The sequence below is a fragment of the Bartonella propinqua genome (genome assembly GCF_047263965.1).
Lineage (GTDB): Bacteria > Pseudomonadota > Alphaproteobacteria > Rhizobiales > Rhizobiaceae > Bartonella.
Genome location: NZ_JBLEBK010000003.1, coordinates 235,744 through 253,998 on the forward strand (window position 1 = coordinate 235,744; position 18,255 = coordinate 253,998).

At 37.4% G+C, this 18,255-nt stretch carries 17 protein-coding genes; 2 read left to right on the forward strand and 15 right to left on the reverse strand.

Annotated features, from left to right (window positions below):
• The first annotated feature begins 192 nt into the window (after nucleotides 1-192).
• The gene (typA, locus tag ACMFKV_RS03915) at nucleotides 193-2,019 is read left to right on the forward strand and encodes a translational GTPase TypA (RefSeq protein ID WP_413154548.1); all 1,827 of its coding nucleotides are present in this window, start codon (nucleotides 193-195) and stop codon (nucleotides 2,017-2,019) included.
• Nucleotides 2,020-2,088: 69 nt separating this feature from the next.
• The gene (gene ppa / locus ACMFKV_RS03920) at nucleotides 2,089-2,619 is read left to right on the forward strand and encodes an inorganic diphosphatase (protein ID WP_413154549.1); all 531 of its coding nucleotides are present in this window, start codon (nucleotides 2,089-2,091) and stop codon (nucleotides 2,617-2,619) included.
• A 49-nt stretch (nucleotides 2,620-2,668) separates the two neighbouring features.
• Here ppa and ACMFKV_RS03925 read toward each other — a convergent pair whose 3' ends face one another.
• The 15 genes from ACMFKV_RS03925 to ACMFKV_RS03995 form a co-directional block, all read right to left on the reverse strand.
• A complete protein-coding gene (locus ACMFKV_RS03925; protein ID WP_336288015.1) occupies nucleotides 2,669-2,992 on the reverse strand; it encodes a DUF167 domain-containing protein in 324 nt (107 codons plus the stop codon).
• A 23-nt stretch (nucleotides 2,993-3,015) separates the two neighbouring features.
• Entirely contained in the window at nucleotides 3,016-3,309 is a 294-nt protein-coding gene (locus tag ACMFKV_RS03930; protein ID WP_332060567.1) for a YggT family protein, read from the reverse strand.
• 309 nt (nucleotides 3,310-3,618) lie between these two features.
• On the reverse strand, nucleotides 3,619-4,179 hold the full coding sequence (locus tag ACMFKV_RS03935) for an invasion associated locus B family protein (protein WP_336288016.1): 561 nt from the start codon (nucleotides 4,177-4,179) through the stop codon (nucleotides 3,619-3,621).
• 98 nt (nucleotides 4,180-4,277) lie between these two features.
• Complete coding sequence (locus ACMFKV_RS03940) at nucleotides 4,278-4,799, reverse strand: RNA pyrophosphohydrolase (protein WP_336288017.1); 522 nt, start codon at nucleotides 4,797-4,799, stop codon at nucleotides 4,278-4,280.
• Between the two features lie 40 nt (nucleotides 4,800-4,839).
• Nucleotides 4,840-6,150 carry a S41 family peptidase gene (locus ACMFKV_RS03945; protein ID WP_336288018.1) on the reverse strand — a complete coding sequence of 437 codons (1,311 nt, stop codon included), beginning with the start codon at nucleotides 6,148-6,150 and terminating at the stop codon, nucleotides 4,840-4,842.
• Nucleotides 6,140-7,420: a murein hydrolase activator EnvC family protein gene (locus tag ACMFKV_RS03950; RefSeq protein ID WP_413154550.1), complete on the reverse strand. Its 1,281-nt coding sequence runs from the start codon at nucleotides 7,418-7,420 to the stop codon at nucleotides 6,140-6,142. The genes ACMFKV_RS03945 and ACMFKV_RS03950 overlap by 11 nt, the downstream gene beginning before the upstream one ends.
• A 96-nt stretch (nucleotides 7,421-7,516) precedes the next feature.
• Nucleotides 7,517-7,999: a 23S rRNA (pseudouridine(1915)-N(3))-methyltransferase RlmH gene (rlmH, locus tag ACMFKV_RS03955; protein ID WP_336288020.1), complete on the reverse strand. Its 483-nt coding sequence runs from the start codon at nucleotides 7,997-7,999 to the stop codon at nucleotides 7,517-7,519.
• A gap of 1 nt (nucleotide 8,000) precedes the next feature.
• On the reverse strand, nucleotides 8,001-8,444 hold the full coding sequence (gene rsfS, locus ACMFKV_RS03960; protein WP_336288021.1) for a ribosome silencing factor: 444 nt from the start codon (nucleotides 8,442-8,444) through the stop codon (nucleotides 8,001-8,003).
• A gap of 60 nt (nucleotides 8,445-8,504) precedes the next feature.
• Nucleotides 8,505-9,098, reverse strand: coding sequence for a nicotinate-nucleotide adenylyltransferase (locus ACMFKV_RS03965; RefSeq protein ID WP_413154551.1), 594 nt, complete (start codon nucleotides 9,096-9,098; stop codon nucleotides 8,505-8,507).
• 29 nt (nucleotides 9,099-9,127) lie between these two features.
• The gene (locus ACMFKV_RS03970; RefSeq protein ID WP_413154565.1) at nucleotides 9,128-10,384 is read right to left on the reverse strand and encodes a glutamate-5-semialdehyde dehydrogenase; all 1,257 of its coding nucleotides are present in this window, start codon (nucleotides 10,382-10,384) and stop codon (nucleotides 9,128-9,130) included.
• A 49-nt stretch (nucleotides 10,385-10,433) separates the two neighbouring features.
• Nucleotides 10,434-11,573, reverse strand: coding sequence for a glutamate 5-kinase (proB, locus tag ACMFKV_RS03975; RefSeq protein WP_413154552.1), 1,140 nt, complete (start codon nucleotides 11,571-11,573; stop codon nucleotides 10,434-10,436).
• A 5-nt stretch (nucleotides 11,574-11,578) separates the two neighbouring features.
• Complete coding sequence (gene obgE, locus ACMFKV_RS03980; protein WP_413154553.1) at nucleotides 11,579-12,601, reverse strand: GTPase ObgE; 1,023 nt, start codon at nucleotides 12,599-12,601, stop codon at nucleotides 11,579-11,581.
• 169 nt (nucleotides 12,602-12,770) lie between these two features.
• Nucleotides 12,771-13,496, reverse strand: a complete 726-nt coding sequence (locus tag ACMFKV_RS03985; protein WP_413154554.1) for an RlmE family RNA methyltransferase — start codon at nucleotides 13,494-13,496, stop codon at nucleotides 12,771-12,773.
• A 1,306-nt stretch (nucleotides 13,497-14,802) separates the two neighbouring features.
• A complete protein-coding gene (locus ACMFKV_RS03990) occupies nucleotides 14,803-15,399 on the reverse strand; it encodes an invasion associated locus B family protein (protein WP_336288025.1) in 597 nt (198 codons plus the stop codon).
• A gap of 1,102 nt (nucleotides 15,400-16,501) precedes the next feature.
• The coding region (locus tag ACMFKV_RS03995; protein WP_413154555.1) for a YadA-like family protein at nucleotides 16,502-18,255 on the reverse strand (1,754 nt) is incomplete at its 5' end.

Genomic DNA, 18,255 nt, shown 5'->3' on the forward strand with positions numbered 1-18,255 from the left:
AGTGTTTTTTGTAAAATTCTACAAAGTCAATTCAATAAAACATCAAAAACCTTTACAAACAGTTTGCCATAAAAATATTTACTCCTCTTCCCAAATTATAAAAAAACATGTAAAAGGCTCTGTGAACATCAGGTAAATAGTGCAAAAGCTTTGCCTTAAATAAAATTTCATTAAACGAAAAGAAGAAAATTTATGCAATTGCGTAACATTGCCATCATTGCCCATGTTGACCATGGGAAAACAACGCTCGTGGATGAACTTCTCAAACAATCAGGAAATTTCCGTGATAATCAGCGTACTAGCGAACGCATGATGGATTCAAATGATATTGAAAAAGAACGCGGAATTACAATTCTAGCAAAAGCGACATCTGTTGTTTGGAAAAATACTCGAATTAATATTGTTGATACACCAGGTCACGCTGACTTTGGTGGGGAAGTTGAACGTATTTTGAACATGGTAGATGGAGCAATTGTGCTTGTTGATGCCGCTGAAGGTCCAATGCCGCAAACAAAATTTGTCGTTGGTAAAGCGTTGAAAGTAGGATTACGCCCTATTGTTGTGATTAATAAAATTGACCGACCTGATGCACGCGCTGACGAAGTCATCAACGAGGTTTTTGATCTTTTCGCTGCTCTTGATGCCACCGATGAACAACTTGACTTTCCCATTCTTTATGGATCAGGTCGTAATGGATGGATGGCAGAATCTCCTGAAGGACCGAAAGATCAAGGATTGAGTCCTTTGTTTGATCTTGTCATTCGCCATGTTCCTTCTCCTACCGTAGCTGAAGGACCATTCCGCATGATCGGAACTATTCTTGAAGCTGATCCATTTTTAGGACGAATTATTACAGGTCGCATTCATTCAGGCTCTATTAAACCAAATCAAAGTGTTAAAGTTCTTGGGCAGGATGGAAAACTTTTAGAAACTGGGCGTATTTCGAAAATTTTGGCATTTCGTGGGCTAGAACGACAACCCATTGAAGAAAGTACTGCTGGTGATATTGTAGCAATTGCAGGTCTACAAAAAGGTACTGTTGCTGATACTTTCTGTGATCTTACGGTCAATGAACCACTCACAGCCCAACCAATTGATCCTCCCACTGTTACTATGAGCTTTCTCGTCAATGATAGCCCCCTTGCTGGAACTGAAGGGGATAAGGTGACAAGTCGTGTTATCCGAGACCGTTTATTGAAAGAAGCAGAAGGCAATGTAGCCCTTAAAATTGAAGAATCCGCTGATAAGGATTCTTTTTATGTTTCAGGAAGAGGAGAATTGCAACTTGCAGTTCTCATCGAAAATATGCGCCGTGAAGGATTTGAGCTTAGTGTATCACGTCCACGTGTTGTTATGCAAATAGATGAAAACGGAGCAACTCTTGAACCAATCGAAGAAGTTGTAATCGATGTTGATGAGGAATACTCTGGAACTGTCGTTCAAAAAATGTCCGAACGTAAAGGAGAAATGGTTGAACTGCGCCCCTCTGGAGGCAGTCGTGTACGCCTTGTCTTTTATGCCCCAACCCGAGGACTTATCGGCTACCAATCCGAACTTTTAACTGACACACGCGGTACAGCAATTATGAATCGCCTTTTTCATGCCTATGAACCTTATAAAGGAGACATTAGTGGTCGCGTCAATGGTGTTATGATTTCAAATGATAGCGGTGAATCTGTCGCTTATGCTCTTTTTAACCTAGAAGATCGTGGGCCTATGGTAATCGATGCTGGCGTTAAAGTCTATCAAGGCATGATTATTGGTATACACTCACGTGATAACGACTTAGAAGTGAATGTTTTAAAAGGAAAAAAGCTAACAAATATGCGTGCTTCTGGAAAAGATGAAGCCGTGAAATTAACCCCTCCTATCAAAATGACACTAGAACGTGCTTTATCGTGGATACAGGATGATGAACTTGTAGAAGTAACTCCTAAAAATATTCGGCTACGCAAACTTTATCTTGATCCAAATGAACGCAAACGCTTTGAAAAAACACGCTCATCAATTTCAACCTAAATCTCATGACTTCCTTGGTCAAATGTTGCATTGTATCTAGCTTAATCATACTCCAGAAAGGATATTGACATGAATATAAAGGAAATACCTGTTGGCAAAAACCCCCCAGAAGATATCAATGTTATCGTTGAAGTCTCTCTTGGTGGTCAACCAATAAAATATGAAATGGATAAAAAATCTGGAGCATTGTTTGTTGATCGTTTTCTCCATACATCTATGGTTTATCCTGGAAATTATGGTTTTGTTCCGCATACTCTTTCAGAAGATGGAGACCCAATTGATGTTCTTATCTGCAATACCCGTCCACTTCTTCTTGGTTGTGTTATTAATGTTTGTCCAATTGGTGTTTTGGTTATGGAAGATGATGGTGGTAAAGATGAGAAAATTATTGCTATCCCTACTCCTAAGCTAACGCAACGATATATCAACGTCCACGACTATACTGATCTTCCTGAAATTACACTAAAGCAAATTGAGCACTTTTTCGAGCATTATAAAGATCTTGAGCTTGGAAAATGGGTCAAAATTGAAGGTTGGCGTGATAAAGACTTTGCCCGTAAATTAATTCAACAAGCTATTGAGCGCGCTCGAGTAATATAATTATTACAAAAAAACAAAGCCTGTTTTTAAAGCAGGCTTTCATTTTTACCTACCTCTGCATAGAAGTGCAATCTTCTAAAGATTGTAATATCTTTTTCAGCTCTTCTAAATATCCTGAAAAATAAAGCCGCTTATAACGTGATGTTGCGCCACTCTTAAGAGAAATATAAGAAAATGGAACTTTCCATTGCTTCGCTAAAAATCTCATTAATGCTTTATTTGCTTTTCCATCTTCAGGAACAGCACGGATACGTATAACCAAATGCTGCCTCCCATCATCCCTGCATTCAATCCCCATTATTTTATCAACTGAAGCCTTAGGAATTAAGTACACAAACAAAATTAAGCCACTAGCATCAACTTGATAAAACATCCTCTTTTGTCCAATATAATATTTTATAAGTACATGTTTGCATAAGCACGCCACATAAAGGTACGAATAAAATAAATAATCATGAATACTGCAATGGGCGAAATATCAACCGCTCCAAGATTTGGCAAGAATCGCCGAATACGGACTAAAACTGGCTCTGTAACACGGTACAGAAAATCTCCTATCAAAAAAACAAAGCGATTACGCATATTCACGATATTGAATGCACAAAGCCAAGAAAAAATAACACTTGCAATTAAAATATCAATATAAATCTTGAAAATCAGATCTATTACCTGCAGCAATGCATAAATCATTCTTTATTCCTCTTTTTATTTAACGGAATAGAAAGACCCCATATAGGAATTTAAAGCAAACCTTCCTACTGAATGATGTTTCACACCCCCACACATGAGAACGCTTTTTTACATGAACAGGAAAAGCAAACATCCAAATGGAAAATAGTCAAAAAACAAAAGTAGCAAGAAATTTTCCTACAACTTTCAAAAAATTTTGAACATACAATACAGAAAAACTCTATTACTCTGACCTATAAATCTGCTGCAAAAATTGCTTTGCTTTATTAAATTAAAGACGACCTTTAAAAGGCCGTCTTTACTTTAAGATTATTTCAACAAAGCAGTTAAACGGTTAAGTGCACTGCTAAAACCATTCAGCTGAATGAATAAATCATTTAAAGGTGGTTCACCTGCCATAGCTGTTGTCATAGCCAACTTCAAATGCTTTCCAGCACGTAAAGCTGTTACAAAATTTTTGTCAAAAGCCACTGGAACAACACAACCTATTGTTTCACAAGTCCGAATACCAGTTTCGATAACAGCCTTCCCATCATCGACTTGTAAACGAACAGGCTTGGAAACCAAAATACCAAAAGGAACTACCAAATTGCCAGATACCATACCATCATCATTGAGAACAACGTTCATAGCCACAACAACACGATTCTGGTTATTAACCTCCTGACGATACATAAAACAAACTTTTTTGCCCGTCTGCACACCACAATTAATGCTCCACAAACCATAAGTCTCAGTTAAAGAAGAAGCACCATTCGGCAACGCAGCTGCTGCAGGCTTCGTTGTAGCTGACTTTGGATCTAATGCAAATGCAGCAGAAGAAATACTCAAAAGAGTAAAAATTACAAATAAATTGAATAACTTTTTCATTTTATATTCCAGTTCTTTACATAAAATAGAATCATTTTTGATATTACACACTATAAAGCATCTTAACGAAAAAATAGCTTTCCACGGTTATATAACTTTTATAAACATCTAAGGCTACTTCGAAATTCGCTAACAACTTTCATATAAACATGCTTTTTAAAAGAAATAACAATTGAAGGTAAGATTTCTAGATCAACCCATTTCCATTTGTCAAACTCTGCTTTATTGCCGTCTGGCGGTGGATTGATTGTGATTTCAGAAATCTCTCCTGTAAATTGAAAAGCAAACCATTTTTGTATTTGTCCACGGTATTTGTCACTCAACATACACCCAACAAGTTCTTGTGGAAAATCATAATGGAACCAATCTTTTGCTTCTTTAATCAACTTTACAGACCGAATCCCTGTTTCCTCATAAAGTTCACGATGTGCTGCATCTAATGGCTCTTCACCCTCATCAATTCCCCCTTGAGGCAGCTGCCAACAATCAGACATTTCGCTATTTGTGTGGCTGCACGCCATTAAACGGCGCCCAACCCAAACTTTACCTTCGTGATTAAATACAAGGATTCCAACACACTTTCGATAAGGCAGATCTTCAAAGCGAACAGTTGCATCCATTTAATTATTTCCTAAAAGCATAAACTGTACATATTCCCTCTTATTTTAAAACATCTTTATTGGGATCTGGCGGAAATGCTGCATTCGCCATTTCACCACGTAAAAGCTTATAAGCTTCATTTAATTGAATATCCTCTTTAGGATCTTGCGGAACAAATGCAGCTGAACCAGATCCTTTATTGCTTTCTCGCTTCCCTTTAATATGCCCTTTTAACTCAGATTCACCAATTTTTACATCATAGCCCTTATATTTTTCAGGCAATGGTTGTTCTACAATAATATCTGGCGTGATCCCAGTTCCTTGAATTGAAGTACCAGCTGGTGTGTAATAAAGCGCTGTTGTCAAACGTAAAGCACCATTTTCACCTAAAGGAATGATTGTTTGAACAGATCCTTTACCAAAAGATTGCGTGCCTAAAATTGTAGCACGACGATGATCTTGTAATGCTCCTGCAACAATCTCAGAAGCACTTGCCGAACCGCCATTAATGAGTACAATGAGAGGTTTACCATTAATGATATCTCCTGACTTAGCATCAAACCTCATCACATCATTCTTCTTACGCCCGCGGGTTGATACAATCTCACCTTTATCGAGAAAAGCACTTGAAACACTCACTGCTTGATCTAAGAGCCCACCAGGATTAAGCCGTAAATCAAGAACATAACCCTTCAACTTATCTTGAGGGATTTGAGACTGAATATCTTTAATTGCAGCTTGAAGATTGCCAAAAGTCTGCTCAGAAAACTGAATAAGTCTTAAATATCCAATATCATTCTCAACACGGTACTTAACCGCCTTTACCTTAATGATATCACGAACAACTTTTATCTCAAGCGGTTTATCAACACCAGAACGAATAATTGTCAATGTAATCGGTGTTCCCACAGCTCCCCGCATCTTATTGACAGCTTCATTTAATGTGTGACCATTTGTCTGTTCACCATCAATTTTTGAAATGAAATCTCCTGCCAGAATACCAGCTTTTGCAGCAGGTGTATCATCCATCGGAGAAACAACTTTAATTAAATTTTTCTCCATGGTTACCTCAATACCAAGTCCTCCGAATTCTCCCTTAGTAGAATCGCGCATATCCTTGGCTTCTTGAGCATTCATATAAGATGAGTGTGGATCAAGCGACGTCAGCATGCCATTGATAGCATTTTCAATGAGCTTTTTGTCATCGGGAACTGTCACATATTGCGCACGTACCCGTTCAAAGATATCACCAAATATAGCCAGCTGCTTATAAGTATTACCTTCGTTATCCGCAGCAACAGACTGCACCATAATCATTGAACTGGCGCCGAGCAACACCCCAGCGACCAAAAAAATAACTTTACGAATCATTTTGGTTCCTTCTTAATTTTTCAGTCCGCCACCAAGGAGCTGGATTCACAGGCTTCCCCTGCTTTCTAAACTCAATGTAAAGCATTGGAGCAGTTTTGCCTATATCCAATGCAACACTGTTTGCAATAAATTGCATCCCCATCGTACCAAGAGGCTCACCTGAAAGAATAAATTGCCCCTGAGTTACATTAATTCTAGACATCCCGATAAGAATGATATGATAGCCATTTCCAACATTAAGAATAATTAATTGTCCGTAAGAGCGAAACGGTCCAGCAAAAGCGACAAGAGCATCCGTAGGCGCTATAACAACAGCTGCTGATTCTGTTTCAACCATTTCGCCAAAACGCGAAACCTGTGAACTATTATTAACGTGCTTAATTTTTTTGCCCAAAACAGGAAAAAGCAAAGAGCCTTTTTGGCTTTCAAAATTGCGCTGCTCTAATAGTTGTAAATTTTTCCGTACCTGCACGGATGTATCAAAACTAAGCTGTGATTGACGGTCCAGTTCTAAAATTAATTCTTCCAAAGATTGCGCTTTTTTAGCAAGAGCAATATTTTTTTGACGCTGTTTGGTAAGCTCTTCTTCCGATTTCCTTTGTAATTGCACTTTTTGGTCTAGCAAAAGCTCTAGATGTTTTCGCTGCTCCGCTTGATTTTGTATTTTAATCTTCAAAGCCTCATATTCCGTGGTAATTGCGTTGCTCATATTGGTCAATTCTTTGAGGCTCTCTGTCAAAGCTTGTGTTTTTTCTTGCATTTCAGGAATGACCGCCCCTAATAAAACAGAACTACGTACAGAAGCTAACACATCTTCAGGCAACACAACAAGAGCAGGAGGTGGGTTAACTCCCATGCGTTCTAAGATAGCAAGAACGTCCGAAAACTCAGCGCGACGGCTTTTGAGATTTTGATAAACTTGTGTCTGCTTTTCTATCATTTTTTCAAGTTTTTTTTCCCTTTCAGCAATATCATTTGCTGCAAAACGTTCTGCCTGAGCTGCTTTTATCAATGCATCAGTCAAAGCACGCTGATCTTTTTTTAAACGCTCAACCTGACGAACAAGAAAAGCAACACGCTCACGCGAGATAGAGATATTTTGACGAATTTCTATCAATGCCTTATGTGCTGTTGCACTACTCACTGTATCTTCGGCATGTGATACAGACAAGAAAAAAACCATGCTCAATAGCAATACAAAAAATATCACATATTCCTCATATGAACATCGCATTTTTTTATGAAGAAGCTTCTTCATTTGCCTAACCATTAAATTTCATCGCATGAACTAGAGATGATTTAAATGGTGTCACCTAAAACAATATTAATAAATGCGTAAATAAGTGCTAAAAACTGCACAAAAATGTTAAACACGATGATAAGGATGATTATTAACAATTGTTACAGCCCGATAAAGCTGCTCTGTAAGCAATATACGTGCAATTTGATGCGGCCATGTCATAAGGCCAAAAGACAAAAGAAAATCAGCACGATTTCTTATCCACTCATTGTGTCCATCAGGTCCTCCCAAAGCAATTATTACATCACGAACACCTTCATCACGATAAAACCCTAACTTCTCAGCAAAAGCAGAAGATGAAATTGACTTTCCACGCTCATCTAATACAATTAATCGACATTTTTCAGGCAAAAACTCAATAAGTCTCCTTCCTTCTTCTTCCATGCGTTGACATGCTGTTTGAGCACGACTTTCTGATATTTCCTGTAATGTTTTAAAATGAAAACCTACAGCTCCAGAACTTTTAGAAAAGCGATCTAAATAATGATGAGCTAATGTGTGCTCAGCACCTCTCTTCATGCGACCAACAGCAAAAATAGAAATTTGCATGTCAATGATCTCCGAAAAGAACTGACTTTGTTTTATCTAAATCTGGAGCGAGCCACATTTTCTCTAAATTATAAAAAAGACGAACTTCTGGACGAAAAAGATGGACGATAATATCGCCTGTATCAATCAATACCCAATCACCTCCTGCAAGCCCTTCTACATTTGCTCGACCGCACCCACTATTTTTCCAAGTACACAATAAATGATCTGCGATAGCAGATACATGACGGTGTGAATGCGCTGAGGCTATGACCACGTAATCCGCTAGGGATGATTTTCCCTGAACATCAATAGAGACGATATCTTCCGCTTTTGTATCCTCTAAACTATTGAGAATAATCTTTAACCCTTCAGCTATTGAAAAAATTTTTTTTTCTGCTGAAACTATATTACCATAAGAACGTTTTTGAGAGATGTTTTCCAGACCAATATCCTTTCTTATCATTGATAATATACAAACAAAGAGAAACTTTTTCAAAGAGATTTGCAGAATCTTATAAAATGTTCAAGAAAAATCATTCTTCTTTAAACGAAGATCCGTCGAAGACTGAAAAGATAAAGATCCATGCAAATAAGTCCAAACTGGTGGCTTCATAAAAGGTAATCGTGCACTTTCTCTCTCATCTAAACGAAAGCAACGATAAATTTGTGCCATAGGAGCAGAGAGTGCTGACATACGTGCTGAAGGACGATCAATAATCGCAATAGGAAGCATAGATATAATGTCACGCCATCGGTACCAATGATGAATTGTCGCAAAACTATCTGCACCCATAACCCATACAAAATGCACACCGCGACAGCGCGTAAGAATATGAGAAATTGTGTCGACTGATACTGTACTCCCTATAGCCTGCTCAAAACCTGTCACGCGAATCTTTGTATGATCAACAAGTTCACAACTTAATTGCATCCTTTCATCTAAAGATGGCAAATGTGCACAATCTTTCAAAGGATTCCTTGGAGTTACTATCCACCACAACTGATCAAGACATAACCGTTTAATTGCAGTTTTCGCAACGAGAAGATGCCCCTCATGCGGTGGATTAAAAGACCCACCAAAAAGACCCACAACATTGGATCTTTCGACATGTGGCATGCGATTTTTCCATAAGAGAAATGGCGTTTTCAAAGCCTAACCTGCCCATTTCCTTTGATATGATACTGAAATGATGTCAACTGTTCAACACCTATGGGACCACGCGCATGCATTTTTCCTGTTGCGATACCAATTTCTGCTCCAAAACCAAATTCACCTCCATCAGCAAATTGTGTAGACGCATTATGAAGCAAAATAGCTGAATCTAAACGATTAAAAAATATCTTCACTACCCTCATATCCTCAGCAATAATCGATTCAGTATGCCCCGATGAATAACGTTCAATATGTGCAATAGCTCCCTCAATACCTTTAACTGTTTTTACTGAAAGAATCGCATCAAGATATTCACATGACCAATCTTCTTCAGATGCTAATTTAACATCTGGCATAAGAGTAACAATATCTTCTGTTGCACGAATTTCACACCCCTTTTCCTGTAAAGCAGTCAAAACAGGCAGAAATTCTTTTAATGCTTGATGATCAATTAAAACTGTCTCGACAGCACCACATACACCTGTCCGCCGCAACTTTGCATTTAAAACAATATCACGCGCCATCTCTACATCTGCCGATTGATCAATATAAATATGGCAAAGACCTTCTAAATGCGCGAAAGTGGGAACACGTGCATCAGATTGAACACGTGCAACAAGGCTTTTTCCACCACGAGGTATAATAACATCAATCATCCCCCCCAGTCCCTTCAGCATTTCTCCAACAGCACTACGATCTGTCGTTCCAATCATTTGAATAGCCTCTTCAGGCAAACCAGCTTCTTTCAAACCTTTCACCAATGCTGAATGCAGTGCATGTGCAGAATAGAAACTATCTGAACCACCACGTAAAATTGCAGCATTTCCAGATTTTAAACACAGAGCACTGGCATCAATTGTAACATTTGGTCGACTTTCATAAATAATCCCAATTACACCAAGAGGAGTACGAACACGACTGATATGAAGCCCATTTGGGCGTGTCCATTCGCTTATCACTTGTCCAACAGGATCAGGTAAATCAGCAATTTGACGGACACTGTCTATAACTGCATGCAAACGCAATTCATCTAGCTTGAGCCGATCAACCATCGCTGCATTTAAATTATTCTGAGCAGCATTTTCTAAATCCTGATGATTAGCCTGTAAAATCTTTGTTGATTGAGCTTCTAGACTCAGAGCTATCATCTCCAAAGCCTTGTTTTTTTGCTCAGAAGAAAGAACCGCAAGGACTGAAGCGGCGTGACGTGCCTTCCTTCCCATATTCTTCATTTGTTCTTCTAAAGACATGTTATTCATTCACTCCGCCAAAACAATACAGAAGATAAAAGATCATTTTTTAAACAGAATCAGTCAAAATGCGTAAAACCATATCATTACGATGCACCATAGCAGAGCGTGTTGCATATCCAAGAATGGATTCAATTTCTTCGCTTTTACGCCCCATAATGCGTACAACTTCATCTTTGTCATAACTCACAAGTCCACGAGCAATTTCAGTCCCACTTTCATCAACGATTGCGACCGTATCTCCACGACGGAATGTTCCTGCAACCGCAACAACTCCTGCAGCTAACAATGACTTTCCAAATTCAAGAGCCTTCACCGCTCCTTGATCAATCACCAAAGTCCCAGATGGATCTAAGTGACCAGAAATCCACGTCTTCCAAGCATTAACAGGCTTTTCACTGGCAGCAAAAAAACTTCTGCGTTCTCCCTTATCAATCGCTGCAAGAGGATTCATACGCTTGCCTGACGTAATCACCATAGCAGTTCCAGCAGAATTTGCTATTTTCCCAGCATCAAGCTTGGTCTTCATTCCCCCCTTAGAAAATTCTGAAACTGCAACATCTGCCATTTTTTCAATGTCACTCGTGATTGATGCAATAAAAGGGATAAATTCAGCTGTTGGATCACAATGAGGAGACTTTGTATAAAGACCATCAATATCGGATAAAAGTATTAAAAGATCCGACCCCATCATTGTTGCCACACGTGCTGCTAAACGGTCATTATCACCATAGCGAATTTCACTTGTCGCAACAGTATCATTCTCATTAATAACGGGAACCGCTCCAAAACGCAAAAGCGTATTAATCGTAGCACGCGCATTCAGATAACGTCGTCGCTCTTCTGTATCGAATAGAGTGAGCAAAATCTGACCAGTTTTTAGTCCATATTGAGCAAGTGCATCACTATAGGTTTTAGCTAACTCAATTTGCCCTAAAGCAGCACATGCCTGACTCTCTTCTAATTTTAAAGCACCTTTAGGAAGATGTAGTAATGTTCGCCCTAAAGCAATGGCTCCTGAAGATACCAGTAAAGCCTCAACACCTTTTTGATGCAGCTCAGCAACATCACTTATTAAACTGTTGAGCCACCTCGTTCGTAAACCTGTCTGAGGGTCAACCAAAAGCGCAGATCCAATTTTGATCACAATGCGTTTATAGTGCGCAAGCTTTTGCAATCCAACTGCCATCTTCATTAACCCTGCTTATCCTCACTGGCATCCTCTTTGCGTGCTGTTTCAATAATATGTGCGCTAGCACGCAACACATTTTCTAAACCTTCACGACTCACTGCAGAAAGTATCATAACAGGCTTACCAGCTACTCTTTGTAAAGCCTCTTGTTTCGTTTTACGCTCCTCAATAGTAAGAGTATCTATCTGACTTAAAACTACAATTTCAGTCTTATCACTCAAGTTATTTCCATACGCCTCGAGTTCACTACGGACAATCTGATATGCTTTTGCCACATCTTCTTCTTGAGCAGAAATCAAATGGAGTAAAACACGACAACGTTCAACGTGCCCTAAAAAACGATCCCCAATCCCCACACCTTCATGGGCTCCTTCAATTAAGCCAGGAATATCAGCCAAAACAAATTCACGAGCATCAATGCGTACAACACCAAGATGAGGATGCAGAGTGGTAAAAGGATAATCTGCAATTTTTGGTTTTGCAGCCGTTACTGACGCTAAAAAAGTTGATTTTCCAGCATTTGGCAAACCAATAAGCCCCGCATCGGCAATTAACTTCAAACGTAACCACAGCGTACGCTCTTCGCCAGCCAAACCAGGATTCGCATGGCGAGGTGCTCGATTTGTAGACGTCGTAAAATGAAGATTTCCAAAACCACCATTCCCTCCTTTTGCAAGACGATAACGTTGTCCAACTTCTGTCAAATCACAGATTAATGTTTTATTATCTTCTTCAAAAATCTGTGTCCCAACTGGCACTCTAAGGATGATATCATCACCCTTTTCACCCGTCATATTACGTCCCTTGCCGTGCCCTCCTGTTTTTGCTCTAAAATGCTGCTGATAGCGATAATCAATCAACGTATTGAGCCCATCAACAACGAGAGCCCAAACATCACCACCACGCCCTCCATTGCCACCATCTGGTCCTCCAAATTCGATGAATTTTTCACGACGAAATGATACTGCCCCCGCCCCTCCAGCACCAGAACGAATATAAACTTTAGCTTGATCAAGAAATTTCATGGCAACGCTCACTGAGGAATCAATTTCTCTACCTTTATAAGCAATGTGCTAATTTTACCAGTTTTTCATCATCTACAAAAAACTATCAATAATATCACGCACAATTACTTGGAAAGACCTTTACACCTAAATTATAAGTAAACTCTAACCTTCTGAAAAAAGGAAGCTGTTATTGAGTTTCGGTGTTTCCCTTAAATTCAAGAGCTAGAAGATAAAGTTCAACGGATTCTGTTCGGCTTGCAGGTGGTTTTACATGATGAACTGTTTTAAAATTCTGTTTTAATGTAGTGAGGAGAGTATTTTCCGTACCTCCTTGAAAAGCCTTTGCTAAAAAATGTCCTCCAGGCTTGAGAACCGAGAGAGCAAAATCAGCGGCAACTTCACATAAATAAACCGTCTTTAAATGATCCGTTTGACGGTGACCCGTTGTTGGTGCAGCCATATCAGAAAGAATTATATCTGGCTTTTTTCCTAAAGCATCAATTAATTTTTGCGGTGCATCTACACATAAAAAATCCATTTTCAGCATCACCACTCCAGGTAATGGATCAACATGCAAATAATCAATACCAACCACACTAGGCTTTTGATCACTTGATCCCACTATACGCGCAGACACCTGACACCATCCCCCTGGTGCAGCTCCCAGATCAATAACATTTTGACCTTTTTTGAGAAATTTATAACGCTCATTAATTTCGATTAATTTATAAGCAGCACGTGAACGATAACCATCTATTTTTGACTGATGAACATAAGGGTCATTCAAATGCCTCTCCAACCATCTACGCGATGATGCTTTAATGGTTCCTGCTTTCTTTTTTACACGCTGATGTAATTCATGCGATCCTGAACCACCATATCCGCCAGTTGGTGTTTTGGTTGTTTTTTTCATCGTTATTTATTGTCTCCACATTTTGATTACTTTAACGTTTAGACACCCTCTCCTCATTAAAATCAGTAAAAAACATCAGCTCCATAAATTTTTTAACACACAATTTGTTATCTAATTGTTTATTTAAAGCCATATCAGGCTAAAATCGTGTCTTCTTTTCCTCATTAAAATCAGATACTCGTTTTATATTCCATAACAATCTGTTATCAAAAAAGTGCCGTTTACATTACTCATTTCAGTATCATCAACTTTCCTTTAATTTTAACGCTCTGAATAAAATGCACTCCTGCTAAAATAAAAATCGTTTTAGAAATTTTTCAAAAATGTACCCTAAAATTCCTGAGCTAAAACCTTTAATTTATGATAACTTAAGCATTATTACTAAAAAACTATGCATCATTTTTTATCTTTTTAAAATTGTCTACACTACCATCATATATTTTAAACATTCAGTAAATGTTATAACTATACAGTAATAAAAATTTCGGATAAAATGTGCTTTTAAATGCAAAAAATAATCTTGAAAAACACCAAGGAACGCCCTTTTGGATAACCCATATCCAACAAAAAAGCGCAGTGATATTGATACCTGAGCTCAACCCACCCTGTGCCCTCAAGGTAGCAAACATTCATCACAATGATAACACTTAATATTCTTTATTTTAACTTTAAAGAACAAATCCTCAATGCTTTATCATATAATCTATCGCTTACAGATCAAGAAAAAATTGCTAAAAAACGCTCTCGCGACATTTAAAAATAAAATCTTTCTGCAATAGTAGAATTTTTTATGGGCTTTAAATTATCAGCTAACTGTTTATACTAAAATGTATTCTTGTAGACTTTCTCTCTTTTCTTCATAGCATTGAAACGCATCTTTAAAAAGTTTCTATGAAAAAAGTAAGCTTATATTTTAAAATTCTTTTAAACGACATTCTTTTCTATATTCGCAATATAGAAGCGCTTTGAAAAAATAAACAAGCCCTTATGCTCCTTCAAAACTATTATCTTTCAATCTTGAGTAATAGCTCTTTCCAAAACCGTATAAACTAAAAAAAATAAAATAAAATAAAATTATGATTCACTTTTTATCTAAAGAAACGAATATTTTCGCTTAATTTAAATTACTTTTAAACTGGCTCTTTTCAGTAATTTTTTTTACTGTCAACTACTAACATAAGTTAGCTTATAAATTTCGCAGAAAACTCTAAATTGTATTGTATTGCATATAAGATATTTATTATGATTTCACACCTGTAAAATGCAATAATTCATGAAATAAAACTTTGCTAAATTAGCTATATCGCTATCGTTGTAAAGAGTAAAGTGCTGCACTAAGTCCTTTAAATGGCGCAATAAAAGATAGTGTATCCCCCTCTTCAATTTTATAAGAAATGCGTACATTTTTGTTCTGCTCTATTTGCCCACTTAAAGTAGGCCCTATAGGCAATTGCGCTAAACACACTCTTTGATTACATTGTGTATAATGAATAAGAATGGGCTTTTTAACACCATCCATAAACATTTGAATAGGAACACTTTTATCCGCTTTTGGCAATGCTCGAAAAAGCATCACTGCTTGACCATTTTTCGTAGAAACAAGAGACCAACTAAAGATAGTGTTATCCTCTTGATCATGAACAGTCTGCGTCACATTACATATCCCTTGATGAATCGACTGTTTTTCATCACAAATCAAAGTCCAATTATAAAACTGCATAATAATTCGACGCGTTTCACCCGGAGCACCCCTAGGAACAGATAGTTGTGGAGGATGTATTGTGTAAGCACTATTGTTTTTATCAGCAAAGCTCTCACCCTTGCCTAAAAAGAGAAAAATAAACAAAATCTTTGCTAAAGTATTTTGCTTTTTTATAGTTTTATTAATTTTTTTTGCCACCATTTTTATATCAGAATGTTCCTGCTCCCCACACTTTAGTTATCTTCTACTATTTGCTGTAATCATACAATTAGCTACCATTCGCTATTTCTACGAACTTTTTTCAACTTTATTACTGGGTATATTGATCATTTTACTAGATTCCCCATCATAAGATGATAAGTGTCACACACCATCATCCTTATCCCAAATTTAAACAATTGAACGATACACTCTTTTCAATATCATAAACACAACCATCAACACCTCATATATTCTCATTGAGAGCGTCAAAAATAGTATTATAGCTACTTTTCTCATAAAAATGATTGCTATTATGAATTCTGGAAAATCGACTGCCTTTCCTTATATTCAGCATAATTTTCTAAAAACGCAGCAAACATATTATTCACCAAATAAAGCTATTCATTGTTCATTGTAAAAATTTAAAAAAAATACCAATCTTAATAATTTTTATCTCTTTATTTCTGGCATCAAACATTATGATTATCATTTTTAACCCATCAATAATTATGAGCAAAGCTAACAACCTCATAAATCAACTAAAACAGTGCTTCTAACATTTTCGACAAGTGCTTTCTTTGAATCAAAATTTCTAAAAAACTCAAAAAAAAACTTTCAATAAAAAATGCACCAACTGTAGCCAATGAAGACACCTACACAATAAATAATCGATGAAATTAAAAAATTAACTTCACCTATTATAGTATAGCACATATATTTTTTATAATACTACAAGTAAAAAACGTTAAAAACACATTACACATTCAAATATGTAATGTATGAAATCTCTATAAAACTAAATATTAAAGATGATTTATTTTTTATACATCAATTATTCATAAAATATATATTTTTAGTCACAAACTCAACGTTCAACTCACATTATACTTGTATTTATAAAAAGAACAATAATAAAAATACATTTTTTTAGCTGCAATAAAAGTCAACAAATTTAAAATAGTTTTTTAATGCGATTGGAACTTTTATTGCACCTATTTCATTATAATTGCATACACAGCTTTTTATCAAAAAGCCACTTACCCCTAACCTCAATTGAGGTAGGGGTAAGTAGAAATTTAGAAGAGTTTATATACCAGTTTTATCAGTTTAATGTGAAGGTCAATCCTATACCCACACCCAAATGACCTCCTGTACTGGTTACTGATAAATTAGAACGGATATTTCCACTCTCAGACGTATAACCAGCACCAAAAGCAAACGCGGATTGACTACGCCACATACCACTACCAAATGCAAGACTAAGTTTTCCTGGTGTATCATCGTAGCGCAGATTAGACACTGCTAATCCAATGGCAGCAGCCTGTCTTGCTTCTTTCCGAGTATTCTCAATGTCATAACTTAACGCTTCAAACTTCATATCTGTATATTGCTTAGCCGCATTAAGATTATTATCTGCAATCTTTTTGAATTTCTCATCTGTATATTTGTTTGCTTCGTTAAGAACAATCTCCATCTGCTCATACAACTGACCACCATTGACCGCTTCTTTTGATCCTTTCTCAACTTTACCATCCGCTACATTGTCAATCAAAACTGGTTCACTCTCATCCCCACCACTTAAGGACAGAACCGTATTTCCATCTCCATTTGTACTATATTTCATATGTTTATCAAGATTATTTACTTTTTCTCCAATCTCCGTCACCTTCTGATCTGTCTCCCAGAGCTGCCCTCCATTCACAACTTCTTGCGAACCATTAGCAACTTGTCCATTATCTACATTGGTAATCTTACTTGGTTGTCCATTATGACTAGCATCATATGCATTTTCATTTTCATTCCAACCTAAACCACCAGAACCTGAGCCACCAGAACCTGAGCCACCAGAACCTGAACCACCAGAACCTGAACCACCAGAACCTGAACCATCGGAACCTGAATTGATTTGATCTGTAATCAAATCAATACGATTACTCATATCTAACATATTATTATTAAGAGCATCAAAAGCATCAGCAACAGTAGTATAGCTATTTTTACTAAAGCGGCTATTGCTATTGAACTGCACAATATCAAATGCTGGAGCTTTCCATTCTCCATCTTCATAATGAGCACCACCACCAAAATATGTAGCAAGCATGTTACTCATCGAATAGAGCTGTGCACCATTAACAGCATCTGTTGAGCCAGCTGTAAGCATGCCTGCTTTTACGCCAGAGATACTACGTGCAAAACCTTCACTGTTTGCAACTGTAATTTCACTACCAGCCATATTTCCACCAATGGTGATAGCATTTGTAAACTCATCTTGTTTAACAAGTCTATTACTGTTAACCGCATCCGTGACTGTTTGAGTAATTCCAGTGATGACATCCTTATTGATTCCATTAACGATTTCTTCCGTTACATCATCCAAGACACCATCTATGACACCCTGTTTAATATTGATGAAAGAGTTGCTTATACCTGCAAGTGCATCGGAAACACTTTTATAACTTCCCTCTACAAAAGCACCTTCATCATTGACTTGGGTAATCGTGAAATTTGGTAATTTCCATTCCCCATCTTCATATCTAGCACCACCACCAAAATATGAAGCAAGCATGTTACTCATCGAATAGAGCTGTGCACCGTTAACAGCCTCTGTTGAGCCAGCTGTAAGCATGCCTGCCTTTACGCCAGAGATACTACGCAATGCACCATCATTGTTTGCAACTGTAATTGCAGTACCACCTATTTCTCCACCAATGGTGATAGTATTTGTGGACGCATCTTGTTTAACAAGACTGCTACTCTTAACCGCAGCTGTAACTGTTTGAGTAATGTCATCAATAACATCTTGAGAAACACCATTTGCAACATCATTTTTAATATTTTTGAACGAGTTGCTCATAC

Excerpts from the sequence above, each read along its gene's own strand:
- ACMFKV_RS03930 (WP_332060567.1), bottom strand. The coding sequence starts at position 3,309 with ATGATTTATGCATTGCTGCAGGTAATAGATCTGATTTTCAAGATTTAT.
- ACMFKV_RS03985 (WP_413154554.1), bottom strand. The coding sequence starts at position 13,496 with ATGAAAAAAACAACCAAAACACCAACTGGCGGATATGGTGGTTCAGGA.
- ACMFKV_RS03940 (WP_336288017.1), bottom strand. The coding sequence starts at position 4,799 with ATGGATGCAACTGTTCGCTTTGAAGATCTGCCTTATCGAAAGTGTGTT.
- typA (WP_413154548.1), top strand. The coding sequence starts at position 193 with ATGCAATTGCGTAACATTGCCATCATTGCCCATGTTGACCATGGGAAA.
- obgE (WP_413154553.1), bottom strand. The coding sequence starts at position 12,601 with ATGAAATTTCTTGATCAAGCTAAAGTTTATATTCGTTCTGGTGCTGGA.
- ACMFKV_RS03925 (WP_336288015.1), bottom strand. The coding sequence starts at position 2,992 with ATGTTTTATCAAGTTGATGCTAGTGGCTTAATTTTGTTTGTGTACTTA.
- ACMFKV_RS03950 (WP_413154550.1), bottom strand. The coding sequence starts at position 7,420 with ATGGTTAGGCAAATGAAGAAGCTTCTTCATAAAAAAATGCGATGTTCA.
- rlmH (WP_336288020.1), bottom strand. The coding sequence starts at position 7,999 with ATGCAAATTTCTATTTTTGCTGTTGGTCGCATGAAGAGAGGTGCTGAG.
- ACMFKV_RS03945 (WP_336288018.1), bottom strand. The coding sequence starts at position 6,150 with ATGATTCGTAAAGTTATTTTTTTGGTCGCTGGGGTGTTGCTCGGCGCC.
- ACMFKV_RS03965 (WP_413154551.1), bottom strand. The coding sequence starts at position 9,098 with ATGCCACATGTCGAAAGATCCAATGTTGTGGGTCTTTTTGGTGGGTCT.
- ACMFKV_RS03970 (WP_413154565.1), bottom strand. The coding sequence starts at position 10,384 with ATGTCTTTAGAAGAACAAATGAAGAATATGGGAAGGAAGGCACGTCAC.
- ACMFKV_RS03935 (WP_336288016.1), bottom strand. The coding sequence starts at position 4,179 with ATGAAAAAGTTATTCAATTTATTTGTAATTTTTACTCTTTTGAGTATT.
- ACMFKV_RS03990 (WP_336288025.1), bottom strand. The coding sequence starts at position 15,399 with ATGGTGGCAAAAAAAATTAATAAAACTATAAAAAAGCAAAATACTTTA.
- ppa (WP_413154549.1), top strand. The coding sequence starts at position 2,089 with ATGAATATAAAGGAAATACCTGTTGGCAAAAACCCCCCAGAAGATATC.
- rsfS (WP_336288021.1), bottom strand. The coding sequence starts at position 8,444 with ATGATAAGAAAGGATATTGGTCTGGAAAACATCTCTCAAAAACGTTCT.
- proB (WP_413154552.1), bottom strand. The coding sequence starts at position 11,573 with ATGGCAGTTGGATTGCAAAAGCTTGCGCACTATAAACGCATTGTGATC.